Source organism: Pseudomonas sp. LRP2-20 (genome assembly GCF_024349685.1).
In the GTDB taxonomy this organism is placed as follows: Bacteria; Pseudomonadota; Gammaproteobacteria; order Pseudomonadales; family Pseudomonadaceae; genus Aquipseudomonas.
In genome coordinates, this window is the sequence record NZ_AP025944.1 from 3,635,385 (window position 1) to 3,651,189 (window position 15,805).

Here is a 15,805-nt window from a genome sequence, read left to right on the forward strand (position 1 = left end):
CTCGTGCCTGATCGAGGCCAGAAGAGCACCGACGCCATGACCGACCGTATCCATGCCCTCCAGATTGCCGCCAATGGCATCCACACCCGCAGCTTCAGTGGCCTGTACCGCACGCTGCGCATCGCCTTTGCGGGCGCGCTGTTCGTGCTGTTCTTCGGCACCGCCTGGCTTGACTGGAACGGTCGCCAGGCGGTGCTCTGGGACCTGGCCGACAGCAAGTTCCACATCTTTGGCGCAACCTTCTGGCCGCAGGACTTCATCCTGCTCTCGGCGCTGCTGATCATCTGTGCCTTCGGCCTGTTCGCCATCACCGTCTATGCAGGCCGGGTATGGTGCGGTTACAGCTGCCCGCAAAGCACCTGGACCTGGCTGTTCATGTGGTGCGAAAAGGTCACCGAAGGCGACCGCAACCAGCGCATCAAGCTGGCCGCCGCGCCGTGGAGCCTGAACAAACTGGGCCGGCGCACGCTCAAGCACAGCCTGTGGCTCGCCATCGGCGTGCTCACCGGGCTGACCTTCGTCGGTTACTTCACGCCGATCCGCCCACTGGCCCATGAACTGTTCACCCTGCAACTGGGTGGCGCGGCACTGTTCTGGGTGCTGTTCTTCACCGCCGCCACCTATATCAATGCCGGCTGGCTGCGCGAGGCGGTGTGCCTGCACATGTGCCCCTATGCGCGCTTTCAGAGCGTGATGTTCGACAAGGACACCCTGGCCGTGGCCTACGACCCGCGCCGCGGTGAGTCTCGCGGCCCGCGCAAGAAAGGCAGCGATGCCCGCGCCCAGGGCCTGGGTGACTGCATCGACTGCACCCTGTGCGTGCAGGTCTGCCCCACCGGCATCGATATCCGCGACGGCCTGCAGATGGCCTGCATCGGTTGCGCGGCCTGTATCGATGCCTGCGACAACGTCATGGACAAGATGGGTTACCCACGCGGCCTGATCGGCTACAAGTCCGAGCACAGCCTGCAAAGCGGCACCACCCATTGGCTGCGCCCGCGCCTGCTGGGCTACGTCGCTGCCCTGGTGCTGATGGTCGGCGCCCTGGTGGCGGCCCTGCAGTTGCGCCCGATGGTGTCGCTGGACGTGATCAAGGACCGTGGCCTGTTCCGCGAGAACGCCCAAGGTCAGATCGAGAACATCTACCTGCTCAAGGTCATCAACAAGACCGCACAGCCCCAGCGTTACCGCCTGCGCCTGCTCGATGCCGAGGGCTTCGAACTGCACGGCAACACCGAGTTCAGTATCCCGGCCGGAGAAATGAGCGAGCTGCCGGTGTCGGTGGCGATGCTGGCCGCGCGCCCGGCCAGCAGCTCACAGGAACTGGCCTTCGAAATCCGCGACAGCGACCAGCCTGTCGTGCGCAGCGTGGCGCGCAGCCGCTTCGTGGCGCCACTGAACCGCTGATCCCTTACACTGACTGTTCACCCTGCCTGCCGAGCCCCCATGAAACGCTACGAACGCTTTGCCGACGACATTGCCGAACTGATCCGCTCCGGGGTGCTCGGCCCAGGCCAGCGCGTACCTTCTGTACGCTACGCCAGCCAGACCCACGGCGTCAGCCCGTCCACGGTGTTCCAGGCCTACTACCTGCTCGAACGCCGCGGGCTGATCCGCGCGCGGCCGCGCTCGGGCTACTTCGTCAACGCCCATGCTCCGCGCCAGTTCAGCGAACCGCAGGCGCTGGAACCGCTCAGCGAATCGACCGAGGTGGACGTCAGCGGCCTGGTGTTCTCGATCCTCGATTCGATCAAGGACCCGAGCACCGTGCCGTTCGGCTCGGCCTTCCCCAGCCCTGAACTGTTCCCGCTGCAGCGCCTGTCACGCTCGCTGGCCAGTGCCAGCCGGGCCATGGACCCGCGCATGGTGGTCACCGACCTGTCGCCGGGCAACCCGCAGCTGCGTCGGCAGATCGCCCTGCGCTACATGGTCGGCGGGTTGATGCTGCCGATGGAGGAGCTGCTGATCACCAACGGCGCGCTGGAAGCCCTGAACCTGTGTTTGCAGGCCGTCACCGAACCCGGCGACCTGGTCGCCATCGAGGCGCCGGCCTTCTATGCCTGCCTGCAGGTGCTGGAGCGGCTCAAGCTCAAGGCCGTGGAGATCCCGGTGCACCCGCGTGAGGGCATGGACCTGGCAGTACTGGCCCAGACGCTGGAAAAGCACCCGGTCAAGGCCGTATGGTGCATGACCAACTTCCAGAACCCGGTGGGCGCGAGCATGCCCGAGGCCAAGAAGCAGGCCCTGGTCGAGCTGCTGCGCCGTCATCAGGTGCCGTTGATCGAGGACGATGTCTACGCCGAGCTGTATTACGCGCAACAGGCCCCGAAACCGGCCAAGGCCTTCGACACGCAAGGCCTGGTGATGCACTGCGGCTCGTTCGCCAAGAGCCTGGCACCGGGCTACCGCATCGGCTGGGTAGCCGCCGGGCGCTTCGCGCAGAAAATCGAACGGCTGAAACTGATGACCTCGCTGTGCGCCTCGATGCCGGCCCAGGCGGCCATTGCCGACTACCTGCAACACGGTGGCTACGACCGCCACCTGCGCAAGCTGCGCTACGCCCTCGAGGGGCAGCAGGCCAACATGCTGGCGGCCATCGCCCGCCATTTTCCGGCGCAGACCCGCGTCAGCCAGCCCTCCGGCGGCTACTTCCTGTGGCTGGAACTACCCGAACAGATGGACGCCCTCAAGCTGTTCCACATGGCATTGGCCCAAGGCATCAGCATTGCGCCAGGGCCGATCTTTTCGCCAACCCGGCGCTTCGGCAACTGCATTCGCCTGAACTACGGCACACCGTGGAACGAGGGCGCCGAACGCGCCATGGAAACCCTGGGCCGGATCATCCGCTCGTTCTGAAAGAAGGCCTGACGAAGTGCGGCTATAGTTGGGCGACTCACACGCAGGATGCTTCCATGCCAGCTGATGATGTGTCGCCCTCCACGCCCTCCCCGCTACAGATGCAGGAACTGGCCCAACGCATCGACCAGGCCCAGGCCAACAACAGGTTGCTGGGCGAATTGGTCGACCACAGCCAGGCCAACGTGTTCGCAGCCGATCGCAACTTCCGGCTGCTGGCGATCAACCGCACCGCCCAGGAAACCTTCAAACGCCTGCGCGGCTTCGTGCCGCAGGTGGGCGACTACATTCCACAGTTCATCGCCAACCAGCCCGACATCGTAAAATGGCTGGAGCCGGTGTGGCCACGCGTGCTTGCCGGCGAGGCGTTCACCGACATCATCGCCCTCGGCCCGGCCGACGCCCTGCGCCACTACGAAATCAGCTACAACGCCTTGCGCGACGCCCAACAGCGGATCCAGGGCGGATACCTGTTCGCCTACGACATCAGCGAGCGCATCGCCGAAGAAGAGCGCGTGCGCAAAATTGAAGAGGCCCTGCGCCAATCGCAAAAGATGGAAGCCGTCGGTCAGTTGACCGGTGGCATCGCCCACGACTTCAACAACCTGCTCGGCGGTATATCCGGCGCCCTGGAAATGGCCGAGCAGCGCCAGGCCGAACGGCACTACCACGACACCACCCGGTTGCTTGGCATCGCCCGGCACAACACCCAGCGCGCCGCCGCGCTGGTGCAGCGCCTGCTGGCCTTCTCGCGCCAGCAGACACTGGTGCCACAGGCCGTGGACGTGCAGCAGCTGGTGGCCGGCATGCGCGAGCTGATTGCCAGTTCGCTCGATGCGCGTATCACCTTCCTTGACCAGACTCAGAGCGGCCAATGGCTGGTGCAGATCGACCCGCACCAACTGGAAAACGCACTGCTGAACCTGTGCATCAATGCCCGCGACGCCATGCCGCTGGGCGGCACACTTTACATCGCCAGTGAAAACGCCCAACTCGATGAGCAGCAGGCACGCGCGCTGGACCTGCCCGGCGGCGCCTACCTGCATGTCAGTGTCTGCGACAACGGTGTCGGCATGCCTGACGAGGTGCTGCAGAGAGCCTTCGAGCCCTTCTATACCACCAAGCCGCTAGGCCACGGCTCGGGCCTTGGGCTGTCGATCGTGTATGGTTTCGTGCGCCAGTCCGGCGGGCAACTGCGCATTGTCAGCGAGCCGGGGCAAGGCGCCTGCGTTCACCTCTACTTGCCACGGGCCTCCTGCGACACCGCCGAACACGCCAGCATGCAGCCACAAGCGCCAGGCGAGCAGCCCCGCGCAGCCCCACAGGTGGTGATGCTGGTGGAAGACCAGGACACCCTGCGGCTGCTGATCAGCGAGGTGCTCGAGGATCAAGGGCACCAGGTACATGCCTTCAGCGATGGCCGCTGCGCACTGGAGGCGCTGCACGCAGGCGTGCGCCCGCACCTGCTGATCACCGATATCGGCCTGCCGGGCGGCATCGACGGCTACCAGATAGCAGCAGCCTGCCAGAAGCTGCCCGGCACCGTTGCGGTGCTGTACATCACCGGCTATGCCAGCAACCGGGTCGACATCAGCCCTGGCAGGCACTGCGCCGTGCTGTACAAACCGTTCGAGCTCGCGGCCCTCAACCAGCACGTCGCCCAGTTGCTGGAAAATCGGCGCTTGCCGCCGTAGCCCGCTATGCGCCCGCGTTGCGTACAGGTAAAGTCTGACGATTCGCTTTTGTCGGACATCGCCATGCCCCACCGCGAGCTGCTCGCCCTGCGCCAGGAAATCGAAACCCTGCGCCAGCGTAATGCGCAGCTGGAGACACAGCTGCTGCAACACGAAGTTCAAGACCAGAATATCTATCGATTCCTGTTCGACACCATGGACGAAGGCTTCTGCATCATCGAGTTCTTCGACGGGCCCCATGGCCCGCTCAGCGATTATGTGCATGTCCTCGCCAACGCCGCCTATGCCAAGCATGCCGGCATCCCCAACGTGGTCGGGCAGACGCTGCGCGAAATGGTGCCCGACGAAGCTGACGACTGGGTCGCCCGTTACGGCGCGGTATTGCGCACGGGCGAACCGTTGCAGTTCGAACAGGAGCTGGTCGCCACCGGCCATGTGCTGTCGGTGACCACCTTCCGCGTGGAGCCGCCGGAGCGCCGCCAGGTCGCGGTACTGTTCAAGGACGTCACCGAGCGGCGCAAGGCCGAGCTGGCCCTGCAACAGCTCAACGAACAGCTCGAGCAGCGGGTCAGCGCGGCCCTGGCCGAGCGCCGCCTGTTTGCCGAGCTGATCGACCATAGCGTGGTCAATGTGCATGTGATCGATAGCGACATGCGCTGGCTAGCCGTCAATCGCCAGGCCAAGCATGACTTCCATGCCTTGTACGGCCACACACCCGAAGTCGGTGAACACCTGCCGACAGTGGTGAACCAATGTCAGCTCACAGGCGATACGCTGATCATGCCAATGTGGCACCGGGCGCTGGCAGGCGAACAGTTCACCGAAATCGGTGCGTTCGGCTCACGCCACTACGAGCTGCGTTTCAACGCCTTGCGCGACCAGGACGGCAGCGTGCAAGGCGCCTATCTGTTTGCCTACGACATCACCGAGCGGGTCCAGGAGCAACAGCGCCTGGCCAAGGCCGAGCAGGCGCTGCGCCAGGCGCAGAAGATGGAGGCCGTGGGCCAGCTCAGCGGCGGCATCGCCCACGACTTCAACAACCTGCTGGGCGGCATCATCAACGCCCAGGAGCTGATGCAGCAACGCCTCGGCCAGCAGCGTTACACAGAGCTTGAGCCTTTGCTGGAACTGTCCAGTGGCTCGGCGCAACGGGCTTCAGCGCTGGTGCATCGGTTGCTGGCCTTCTCGCGCCAGCAGACCTTGCAGCCGCGCTCGACCGAGGTGGCGGCCCTGGTCAACGATATGGAAGAGCTGGTGCGCCGCAGCATCGGCCCTTCCATCACCTTGCGCAGCCGCTTCATCGACCGTTTGTGGCCGACCTTCATCGACCCGCCGCAGCTGGAAAGCGCCCTGCTCAACCTGTGCATCAATGCACGTGACGCCATGCCCGGCGGCGGTACGATCGATATCGAGGGCGACAACATCAGCCTCCACAGCGAGCAGGCACGCCCGCTCGAAATCGCCGCAGGGGACTATGTGCGGCTGAGCGTGGCCGACACCGGTTGTGGCATGAGCGCCGCCGTGGCGGCACGGGCCATCGACCCGTTCTTCTCCACAAAACCCATGGGCCAGGGCACCGGCCTGGGGTTGTCGATGACCTACGGTTTCGTGCGCCAGTCGGGTGGCCAGCTACGCTTGCTCACGTCGCCCGGCGAGGGCACACGGGTCGAGCTGTACCTGCCGCGGTACCACGAGCAGCCCGCTGTGGCCCCCCAGCCGTCTGCGCGCAAGCCGTTGGCAAGCAGCTCGGGCGGGCAACGCATCGTGCTGGTGGAGGACCAGGCGGCGCTGCGCCTGGTGGTCGCCGAAGTGCTGGAAGAACTGGGCTATCAGGTCCAGGCCTTCGAGAATGGCGCTACAGCGCTGGCGCACATGCAGCAGTGCGAGCAACCTGACCTGTTGCTGAGCGATATCGGCCTGCCCGGCGGCCTCAATGGCCGCCAGTTGGCAGAGCGGTGCCGGCAACTGCATCCGCAGCTGAAAGTGCTGTTCATCACCGGCTACGACGAGAGCGCGGCGCTCAGCGATGGCCAGCTGCTGCAAGGTACCAGCGTGCTGACCAAGCCGTTCGAGCTTGAAGCGCTGGCCGAACGGGTACGCCAGCTGCTGGCGGATGAGCTGCCCTGACGGGCAGCGCTCAGCGCCCGCCGCCCAGTTCGATGAAGCTGCCGGTGGAGTACGAGGCCTTGTCCGACAGCAGCCAGAGGATCGCCTCGGCCACTTCCTCGGCGCGGCCGCCGCGCCCCATGGGCAAGCCGGGCTCGAGCTTGGTCACGCGGTCGGGGTCACCGGAGAGGGCATGGAAACCGGTATGGATGTAACCCGGTCGCACGCCGTTGACCCGCACGCCCTCGCCTGCCACTTCCTTGGCCAGGCCGAGGGTGAAGGTATCCAGCGCGCCTTTGGAGGCGGCGTAGTCGACGTACTCGTTGGGTGAGCCCAGGCGTGCGGCGAGCGAGGACACATTGACGATCGCGCCACCTTGCCCGCCGTGGCGGCGAGCCATGCGCAGCAAGGCGTGCTTGGCGCAAAGCATGGGGCCGACGACGTTGGTCTTCATCACCTTCAGCAAGCGGAACTCGGACATGTCTTCGACGCGGCTTTGCTGGCCAATGGTGCCGGCGTTGTTGACCAGCGCGGTCACCGGGCCGAGCTCCTGGTCGACGCGGTGGAACAACTGGATCACCTCGTCTTCGACACTGGCGTCGGCGCGCACGGTGATGGCTTCGGCGCCGAGGGCGCGGACTTGGGCGAGGATGTGCTCGGCGGCCTGGTCGTCGGCGTGGTAGTTGATGCAAATGCGGTAGCCCTCGCGGGCGGCCTGCAAGGCGGTGGCGGCGCCGATGCCACGGCTGGCACCGGTGATGACGATGACTTTCTCCATAGAGCGGCCGATCATTCAGGGACGGAGGTTCGACAATAGGTGAAAAACCTTGGCAATGGAATGACCGTCACGTCTTGACAAACTATGTCGCTTCCCGATCGGTCCGATGCTGCCAAAACCTGTGCTACCTTCCGCGACTTGTTTTGCGCAGGGATATTACGTCGATGGAATTGACGAGCATTTTTACACCACAGAACCGCCGCCTGATCAAACTCACCACCCCCTCCAGGATGACCAGGCGTTGTTGCTGGAGCACTTCAGCGGCACAGAAGGGTTGTCCACGCTGTTCAGCTTCGAGCTGTCGCTGATCAGCCAGGACGCCAGGCTCGAACTCAAGTCATTGATGGGCCAGCCCGCCCTTCTGGAGATCGAGCTTGCCGACGGCGGCGTGCGCCCTATCCATGGCCACATCACCCGCTTCAACCTCCTGGGCAGCGACGGCGGCCTGGCGCGTTACAGCGCGACACTCAGCCCCTGGCTGTGGATGCTGTCACGACGCGTTGATTCGCGGATCTTCCAAGAGCAGACCATCGAAACGGTCATCCGCACGGTGTTCGAGCACTACGGCGGGTTGCGCCAATTCGAGTTTCACCTGCTCAGGCCGCTCAAGTCCCACAGCTACATCACCCAGTACCGCGAAACCGACCTGAATTTCGTGCTGCGCTTGCTGGAGCAGGACGGCCTGTTCTTCTACTTCGATCACAGCAAGGACGGGCACAGCCTGATCATCACGGATCGCTCCCAGGGCCTGGAAGCGCTGCCCGAACAACCGCAGATCCGCTACCACAGCGCCTTCGTCACCGAGACCAGTGACTCGATCACCCAGTGGCGCAGCCACCGGGGCTTGCAACCTGGCAAGATGGCCATCCAGACCTTCGATTACAAGCAACCGAGAAATCCCTTGTCCATCGAGATGGGCAGCCTCAATGAACAGGGCGACGTCGCGTCCTACGAGGTCTACGATTTTTTCGGTGCCTACAGCCATGGCCAGCGCGACGGCGGCGAGTCGCTGGTCCGTCGCCACCTGGAGATCATTGAAGCTCAGGCCAAGACCTTCAGCGGCAGCAGCAACTGCCGGGCCATGCGGCCGGGCTACAGCTTCGAACTCACCCAGCACTTCGACCATGAACGCGGCGCAGCGGACGCTCGCCAGTTCCTGCTGGTGTCGGTCGAGCACCAGGGCCGCAACAACTACTTTTCCGATGAGCCCGCAGGTTACGACAACCAGTTTGTCTGCATTCGCCAGAGCATCCCTTACCGCCACCCGATCACCGTACCGCGCCCCACCATCAACGGGCCGCTCAGTGCAATCGTGGTCGGGCCGGAAGGCGAGGAAGTCTTCACTGACGAGCTGGCGCGGGTGCAGGTCCGGTTCCACTGGCAGCGCGGCGACAGCCTGCCCCAGGGCACCACCTGGGTGCGGGTGGCGATGCCCAGCGCTGGCAGTGGCTTCGGTCATCAGTTCTTGCCGCGTATCGGCCAGGAAGTGCTGGTGACCTTCCTCGCCGGCGATATCGACCGCCCCGTGGTCACCTCGGTGCTGTACAACGCCGAGCAGACGCCGCCGCGCTTCAGCAAGGCCTCAGGCTTGCCAGGCAACCGCGCGCTCTCCGGCATCCAGACCCAGGAGCACAAGGGCCGTGGTTTCAACGAGCTGTTGTTCGATGACACGCCGGGCGCCTTGCGTGCCCGCGTCGGTACCACGCACCACGCCACGGCACTCAACCTGGGCAAGCTCACCGAGCCGCGGACCGACGGCCAGGCCAAGGCCCGTGGCAACGGTGCCGAGCTGCGCACCGACGCCGCGATTGCCCTGCGCGCCGCCCAAGGCCTGCTGCTGACCACCTATGCACGCCACGACGCCACGGGGGCGCAGCTGGACCGCGAAGAACTGCTCAAGCTGCTGGCCGAGTGCGGGGAGCTGTTCAAGAGCCTTGGGCAAACCGCCGCCGCACGCGGGGGTGCAGCGGTGGACAGCGAGGGCATCGATGCCTTGAGCCAGGCCCTGAAGCAGTGGCCAGCGCCCGACAGCGACGGCCCGGGCGACCCCGTGATGGCCGTTGCGGCCGAGGCGGGAATCGCCAGTGCAACACCGCGCTCGCAAACCCACTACGCCGGCGCGAACCACGACACCACCGCCCAGGACCATCTGCAAATGACCAGCGGCGCCGCCATGCGCCTGCAAGCTGGCAAGGGCATCAGTGCCTTCGCCCAGGACGAAGGCATCAGCGCTATCGCCAACCGCGGCAAAGTACTGGTCCAGGCCCAGGAAGACGACATCACCGTCAATGCCCAAAAAAACCTGCACCTGTCGGCCGCTGAAGGCGAGGTCGTCGTCACTGCACCCACCATCCGTTTAGTGGCCGACGATGGCAGTTACATCAAGATCGGTGGCGGCGTCGAAATCGGCAGCCAGGGCAAGGTGATCGTCCACGCCAGTGAGCATGACTGGGTCGGACCTAAAACCGACAGCGCCCAAGTGCCGGCATTCACCCGCGACCCGGCGGCGCAACGCCTGGCCTTCCACTACCCGGGGCACGCCGACGACAGCGTGCGGATGGCCGTTGACCACGCCTACCAAATCACGCTCGAAGACGGCAGCACCGTGCAAGGCCTGACCGACGCCAGCGGGCTTACCGAACGCGTCGAACGCGAAGCGATGCACCAGGCGCAAGTGGCTGCCTTGCGCAGCACCAGCAGCAAAGGAGGCAGCCAATGAGTGGCGATCAAATTACCGTGGCTGAAAGCGTCACACGGCTGGTACCCAACTTCAGCACCGAACGCAAAATGGAGGTGCCCGCCGACCTGCCGGGAGTGGTGATCTTCTTGCACGGAGTGAATGACCCGGGGGCGTCTTACGAGTCGGTGGAGACGGGGTTGTGCCAGGGGGTGAATGAGCGTCTGGATCGGCCTGATCTGAAGGCGGGGCGGTATGGGGCTGCCTACAGTGCTGCGGACAAACGCCCAGTTAAAGAGCGCAGTGAAGATGACATTGCAAAGCTGGACGATCCAGACACGTACCTCTATCGGCGAGACACGGCCGACCCGAAAACACGCAGCCTGATGATCCCGTTTTACTGGGGCTATCGCGCTGAGCCTGGCGAGATCAAGCGCGATAAAAACGACGACCCGACCAAACTGCGCGGCCAATACCAGGACGTGTTCGAAAACCGCCTGGACCGGCACTTCGCCAAAGGCGGCGGGTTCTTCGCCAATGCCACCAACAACCTGCTGGAGATGTACAGCCCAGGCTTTGCCAAGGCTATCCGGCATCTCGCACAACCCATGCTCTCCAACACCCAGTACATGGGTAAAGGGCCACACCGGCGTTACTTTGTACTCGCAGCAACGCGATTGGCCATGTTGGTCAGTGAGATCCGCCGTGTATCGCCTGATGAAACCATCACCATCATGGGCCACAGTCAAGGCACCTTGATTACCCTGCTTGCGCAAGCCCTGTTGATCGACAAGGGCCAACGCTGTGCCGACACCGTCATCATGGTGGACACGCCTTACAGTGTGCTACCCAAAACCACCCCCAAAGGCCATGACACGCTCGCCACATTGATCAACATCGCCACCGCAGTCACCCAGGCACCCCACGCCCAGCCGTCGCTGTCCGCGCTCAGGGACAGCAAGACCTACGGCGGTCGCACGGGCCCCAGGTGGTCACCCATACAGGGCTCGCGCAGGGACACGGTCGGCAACTTCACCGTTTTTCCCGAGCGTGATAATCGCGGCAAGGTTTACCTGTACTTCTGCCCGGACGACACCACCGTCGCCCTGGACGACGTGCATGGCATCGGTACCTATGGGGTACCCAATACCTTGCCGGACGGCAAACCGGCGATGGCGGCGTTGCAGTCCGTGCGGTTTTACCAGCGCCTGTGGACCAAGCGTCATCGCGACGGTAAGCCGGTACTGGTCGGCGACGCCATACAACAGACGGTGCTGCGTGCCAAAGGGGAACCCCGCTACCCTGGCGGGTGGTCAGGCGGCGCCGTGGCCTCGCAAGCGCCAATAGCAAAAGGTGAGGAAGTACTGATCAATGCCGAACCTTTAAGCCCACCCTATGCTCCAGACTTTGTTTGGCGGCGAGGTAGAACAGGGCACACCCACCCAGGCAGGCAAGGACAGCCCCGATGACGTGAGTATCCGCTCCGCGCTGGGCAATCCGAAAGCCAGCTTCAAATGGTTCAAGGTGCGTACCAGCCCTCATCGCGTGGACTCGCATGCAGAACTGGCCCGGTTGAACGCTGGCAAAGAGCCCGGTGATCAAACTTCAGCCATAAGCCAAGTACCCGTGTATCGAGGCTCAGAGGTGAAAGAGTACGTCATTTTTCGTGAAGAAACGCCTAATGATATCCAGAAGCGGATGCGCGAAGATAAGAAAGAAAGGGAGACTAACAGCTACCACTCGGCCATTTTGCGCAGCCCGGAAAACCAGCGCTGGGTAACGGCGATGGACATTGCTATTGGCCAGGCGCACAGCCTTGATGATCCGGATATGCGGGAGGTGTTGGTTGCAATTGCGGATTGGAAGGTGGATGAAGAAACCCTCCTGAGAATCACAGAACTACCGGCTTGGCCGCGACTGAGTGAGGAGACTCAAGAATTGGTGATTGCCAGTAGTGAGTACTATGAATTAGGTCTGTTCCCACCTTCAGGCCTGGTCTCACTTTCGCCGCCGCCTCTAGTGGCCAACTCACCTGACAAAGGAGTTGACCGATGAAGGACCACCCATCTCCCTCTAAATCAAGGCCCAACTTGAAACCTTATCAGATGATCGCCGGGCTGCTAATTGTGCTTTGGCTTAGCTTCATCTGGGTAGTCCAACTCAAAGCACAGGAAGCCGACATGGTACTTCGCGACATGAAACCCGTCATGGCCTGGGGCGTTGCCGCTATTGTCGGCCCGCTACTGATGATCTTCGGCATTCATTGGTGGGGCAATGCCCTGGCAAGTGAGAAGGCTGAGTTTGCCAATTATCGCAACCAGATAGAGCTCAGAAACGCCGAACAACAGGCCACCCAAATCCGCACCTACGCCCTGGAAATTCGGGGTGTCGGACTTGGAGTTAATACAGATGGTCAGTCCAAAATCTGGCAGTTCATCAAAAATAAAAACGACAATTTCGCTTCGATCTACTCGCAGGATGCGAAAGATTACGATCCTTCACTAGACACTAGGAGAAGCTCCGCAAACATCAAGGTCCGTATCGCATTCAAAAATTCGGCAGGTGAAGCAGTGTCCTACTGGCCGATTCCGGTGTTTGCGCTGGGGCCGCCCGACCCTTATGCAAAAGGTTACAAGGCAGCTGGCCTGATCAATACAGGCCGTAATGCTGCGACCTTGGGCGTTACCCAGTTTCTGTGGCAAGACGATGAAAGCACGGCCTATGCACAAGGGATGATCGAGCGACTGTTCAAGTTTTTTGAAGACAACCCCAAAGTGCCACAGGCCTTGATCGCGAGCCGAGACGGTGACGTGACGCGAGACCCCTATCGCAAACCCGGCACTCCGGGGTTGCAAAATGGCCATGTGGTTCCAACGATTTACGAAAGCATGACCGGCCTGCTGGTCACGCGCTCGGACCGGGTGGACCGCTACATTCGCCCCTTCGTCACCCGTGACGCCGAGGACAATCAGGACAAAAAAACTGACTTTGGCAAGTTGTGGGCATTTTATTGGGACCGGAGCAAGGCATTTATAGAATGGTACAAAGCCGCCGAACATGCCAAGGGCGCTAAAGCGCCGATACTCTCCTACACGATGTCCAGCGCCTACTGGCAATCGCAACTACCTAACTTGTGGAAAACCATCGACAACCGCGGCCCAGGCCATTTCGAACCGTCCCCCTGGCTGCCCGTGCGTTGGGCCGAGCACCAGTTGAAGGAGTTCGACGCAGCACCCGTGCTGGGTTACCTGCACCGTCCGGTCAAGGTTCCCATGCAGGACGAACACGGCAAACGCCTCAAACCCGCGTTGCAGGCCAAGGCTTTGCAAGCGGGTTGGCTCAAGGCCCTCGACACCCTGCCCAACGGGCAAAAGCCGGTACGCGTGTTCTACGACACCACTAACAACGCTGAAGCAGAAATCGCTCTGACCAACGCCCTGCACAGCCTCAATACCGATGGCCAAGGCCTGGACGTGGGCAATGTCGACGAGGGCTATGACATCGGTCGGCGCCTGGGCAATACCGGTGTCAGCGGCGCGCTGGTGGAGATCAACCTGGCCACCATCGCCAGCTACCTCGACGGCGGTGCCAGTGCCGTGGTGTACGCCGGCAGCGACGGCAGCCTCACCGTGCAAATGATCAGCCCGCCAGATGAGGCACGTAAAGCGAAGAACCAGCAGAACCGTGGCGCTGACCCCTTCAAGTATGGCCTCCCCAGTATCGGACGATCTTAGGCATGAACCCTCCCATCTGTCTGGGCGACCCCACCAGCAGCGGGGGCAGCGTGCTGTCATGCCAGCTGGCTGGCACCCACACCGTCAACGGTAAAACGCCAGCGGTGCTGGGCGACAAGGCCAGTTGCCCGCTCCACCAAGGGGTTTTCGCTTTCATCGAAGGGCATCCAAGCCGACGCCTGAACGGTAAGCCGGTGGTGCTGCAAGGCCATCGGTTGGCATGCGGGTGTCACGGCGTGGCCAGCCATGCGCTGAATGTGAGCGTTGAATAATCACGCGTTCTAGACCGCCCAGACCCAAACCTCATCAGCGGATCGCCAGAGTGCAGCTTGTGCTCTGGCTCTGCTTCATCTGGATTGTCCAACTCAGAGCACAGGAAGCTGGCATGGTACTTCGCGACATGAAACCCGTCATGGCCTGGGGCATTGCTGCTATTGTCGGCCCGCTACTGATGATCTTCGGCATTCACTGGTGGGGCAATGCCCTGGCAAGTGAGAAGGCAGAGTTTGCCAATTATCGAAACCAGATGGAGCTCAGAAACGCCGAACGCCAAACCACCCAAATTCGCACCTACGCCTTGGAAATTCGGGGAGTCGGACTTGGAATTTACACAGATGGCCAGTCAAAAATCTGGCAGTTCATAAAAAAGAAGAACGATAATTTCGCATCGATTTACTCGCAGGACGCGAAAGACTACAACCCGTCATTAACCTCCAGGAGAAACTCTGCAGCCATCAAAGTCCGTATCGCATTCAAGAACTCGGCAGGTGAGGCAGTAGCGTACTGGCCAATCCCGGTGTTTGCGCTGGGACCGCCCGCCCCCTACGACAGCGCCGACAGTGCAGCAGGCCTGATCAACTCAGGCCGTAACGCCGCGACCTTGGGCGTTACCCAGTTTTTGTGGCAAGACAATGAAAGCACGACGCATGCTCAAGGCATGATCGAGCGACTGTTCACGTTTTTTGACGATAACCCGAAGGTGCCACAAGCCTTGATCGCAAGCGAAGACGGTGACGTGACGCGAAACGGCTATCGCAAACCCGGCACACCGGGATTGCAAAATGGCCACGTGGTTCCGACGATCTACGAAAGCATGACTGGCCTGCTGGTCACACGTTCGGACCGAGTGGACCGCTACATTCGTCCCTTCGTCACCCGTAACGCCGAGGACAATCAGGACAAGAAAACTGACTTTGGCAAGTTGTGGGCGTTTTATTGGGACCGGAGCAAGGCCTTTGGAGATTGGTATGTAGCCGCCGAACATGCCAAAGGCAATAAAGTGCTATTACCACCCGGCACCATGTCCACCGCCTACTGGCAATCGCAACTACCTAACTTGTGGAAAACCATCGACAACCGCGGCCCAGGCCATTTCGAACCGTCCCCCTGGCTGCCCGTGCGTTGGGCCGAACACCAGCTGAAGGAGTTCGACGCAGCGCCAGTACTGGGTTTCCTGCACCATCCGATCAAGGTCTCGATGCAGGACGAACACGGCAAGCGCCTCAAACCCGCGTTGCAGGCGAAGGCGTTGCAGGCGGGTTGGCTCAAGGCCCTCGACACCCTACCCGATGGGCAAAAACCGCTGCGCGTGTTCTACGACACCACTCACAACACTGAAGCAGAAATCGCGCTGACCAACGCCTTGCACGGCCTCAATACCGATGGCCAAGGCCTGGATGTGGGCAATGTCAACGAGGGCTACGACATCGGTCGACGCCTGGGCAATACCGGCGTCAGCAGCGCACTGGTGGAAATCAACCTGGCCACCATCGCCAGCTACCTCGACGGCGGTGCCAGTGCCGTGGTGTACGCCGGCAGCGACGGCAGCCTCACCGTGCAGATGATCAGCCCGCCAGATGAGGCACGCAAAGCGAAGAACCAGCAGAACCGTGGCGCTGACCCCTTCAAGTAGGGGCTGCCCAATGTCGACGTAGCCAGGGCATGAGCCAACCCATTTGCC

8 protein-coding genes and 2 pseudogenes are annotated in these 15,805 nt (G+C 62.4%); 9 read left to right on the forward strand and 1 reads right to left on the reverse strand.

The annotated features are described in order from the left end of the window. Window positions 1-36: 36 nt before the first annotated feature. From ccoG to OCX61_RS16210, 4 genes are all read left to right on the forward strand, one after another. Window positions 37-1,407 (forward strand): cytochrome c oxidase accessory protein CcoG, encoded by a 1,371-nt coding sequence (gene ccoG / locus OCX61_RS16195; protein ID WP_261940418.1) that lies wholly within the window; start codon window positions 37-39, stop codon window positions 1,405-1,407. Window positions 1,408-1,446: 39 nt separating this feature from the next. Beyond that, window positions 1,447-2,856, forward strand: a complete 1,410-nt coding sequence (mapR, locus tag OCX61_RS16200) for a GntR family transcriptional regulator MpaR (RefSeq protein ID WP_261940419.1) — start codon at window positions 1,447-1,449, stop codon at window positions 2,854-2,856. Between the two features lie 56 nt (window positions 2,857-2,912). Next, window positions 2,913-4,550 carry a PAS domain-containing hybrid sensor histidine kinase/response regulator family protein gene (locus OCX61_RS16205; RefSeq protein ID WP_261940420.1) on the forward strand — a complete coding sequence of 546 codons (1,638 nt, stop codon included), beginning with the start codon at window positions 2,913-2,915 and terminating at the stop codon, window positions 4,548-4,550. Between the two features lie 63 nt (window positions 4,551-4,613). Then, window positions 4,614-6,677 (forward strand): PAS domain-containing protein, encoded by a 2,064-nt coding sequence (locus OCX61_RS16210; RefSeq protein ID WP_261940421.1) that lies wholly within the window; start codon window positions 4,614-4,616, stop codon window positions 6,675-6,677. A gap of 10 nt (window positions 6,678-6,687) precedes the next feature. Here OCX61_RS16210 and OCX61_RS16215 read toward each other — a convergent pair whose 3' ends face one another. Continuing rightward, window positions 6,688-7,434, reverse strand: a complete 747-nt coding sequence (locus tag OCX61_RS16215) for an SDR family oxidoreductase (RefSeq protein ID WP_261940422.1) — start codon at window positions 7,432-7,434, stop codon at window positions 6,688-6,690. Window positions 7,435-7,598: 164 nt separating this feature from the next. On the opposite strand from OCX61_RS16215, the pseudogene OCX61_RS16220 reads away from it, so the two are divergent. The 5 genes and pseudogenes from OCX61_RS16220 to OCX61_RS16240 all read left to right on the forward strand — a co-directional run bounded on the left by OCX61_RS16220 (window position 7,599) and on the right by OCX61_RS16240 (window position 15,757). Further along, window positions 7,599-10,153: pseudogene (locus tag OCX61_RS16220) on the forward strand (type VI secretion system Vgr family protein). After that, window positions 10,150-12,166 (forward strand): annotated as a pseudogene (locus OCX61_RS16225) (Tle3 family T6SS lipase effector). The pseudogenes OCX61_RS16220 and OCX61_RS16225 overlap by 4 nt, the downstream one beginning before the upstream one ends. Beyond that, window positions 12,163-13,845 carry a type VI lipase adapter Tla3 domain-containing protein gene (locus OCX61_RS16230; RefSeq protein WP_261940423.1) on the forward strand — a complete coding sequence of 561 codons (1,683 nt, stop codon included), beginning with the start codon at window positions 12,163-12,165 and terminating at the stop codon, window positions 13,843-13,845. Before OCX61_RS16225 ends, OCX61_RS16230 begins: the two are co-directional and overlap by 4 nt. A 2-nt stretch (window positions 13,846-13,847) precedes the next feature. Then, window positions 13,848-14,117 carry a PAAR domain-containing protein gene (locus OCX61_RS16235; RefSeq protein ID WP_261940424.1) on the forward strand — a complete coding sequence of 90 codons (270 nt, stop codon included), beginning with the start codon at window positions 13,848-13,850 and terminating at the stop codon, window positions 14,115-14,117. Window positions 14,118-14,230: 113 nt separating this feature from the next. After that, window positions 14,231-15,757 (forward strand): type VI lipase adapter Tla3 domain-containing protein, encoded by a 1,527-nt coding sequence (locus OCX61_RS16240; RefSeq protein WP_261940425.1) that lies wholly within the window; start codon window positions 14,231-14,233, stop codon window positions 15,755-15,757. Window positions 15,758-15,805 lie beyond the last annotated feature (48 nt).

Excerpts from the sequence above, each read along its gene's own strand:
- ccoG (WP_261940418.1), top strand. The coding sequence starts at position 37 with ATGACCGACCGTATCCATGCCCTCCAGATTGCCGCCAATGGCATCCAC.
- mapR (WP_261940419.1), top strand. The coding sequence starts at position 1,447 with ATGAAACGCTACGAACGCTTTGCCGACGACATTGCCGAACTGATCCGC.
- OCX61_RS16205 (WP_261940420.1), top strand. The coding sequence starts at position 2,913 with ATGCCAGCTGATGATGTGTCGCCCTCCACGCCCTCCCCGCTACAGATG.
- OCX61_RS16210 (WP_261940421.1), top strand. The coding sequence starts at position 4,614 with ATGCCCCACCGCGAGCTGCTCGCCCTGCGCCAGGAAATCGAAACCCTG.
- OCX61_RS16215 (WP_261940422.1), bottom strand. The coding sequence starts at position 7,434 with ATGGAGAAAGTCATCGTCATCACCGGTGCCAGCCGTGGCATCGGCGCC.
- OCX61_RS16230 (WP_261940423.1), top strand. The coding sequence starts at position 12,163 with ATGAAGGACCACCCATCTCCCTCTAAATCAAGGCCCAACTTGAAACCT.
- OCX61_RS16235 (WP_261940424.1), top strand. The coding sequence starts at position 13,848 with ATGAACCCTCCCATCTGTCTGGGCGACCCCACCAGCAGCGGGGGCAGC.
- OCX61_RS16240 (WP_261940425.1), top strand. The coding sequence starts at position 14,231 with ATGGTACTTCGCGACATGAAACCCGTCATGGCCTGGGGCATTGCTGCT.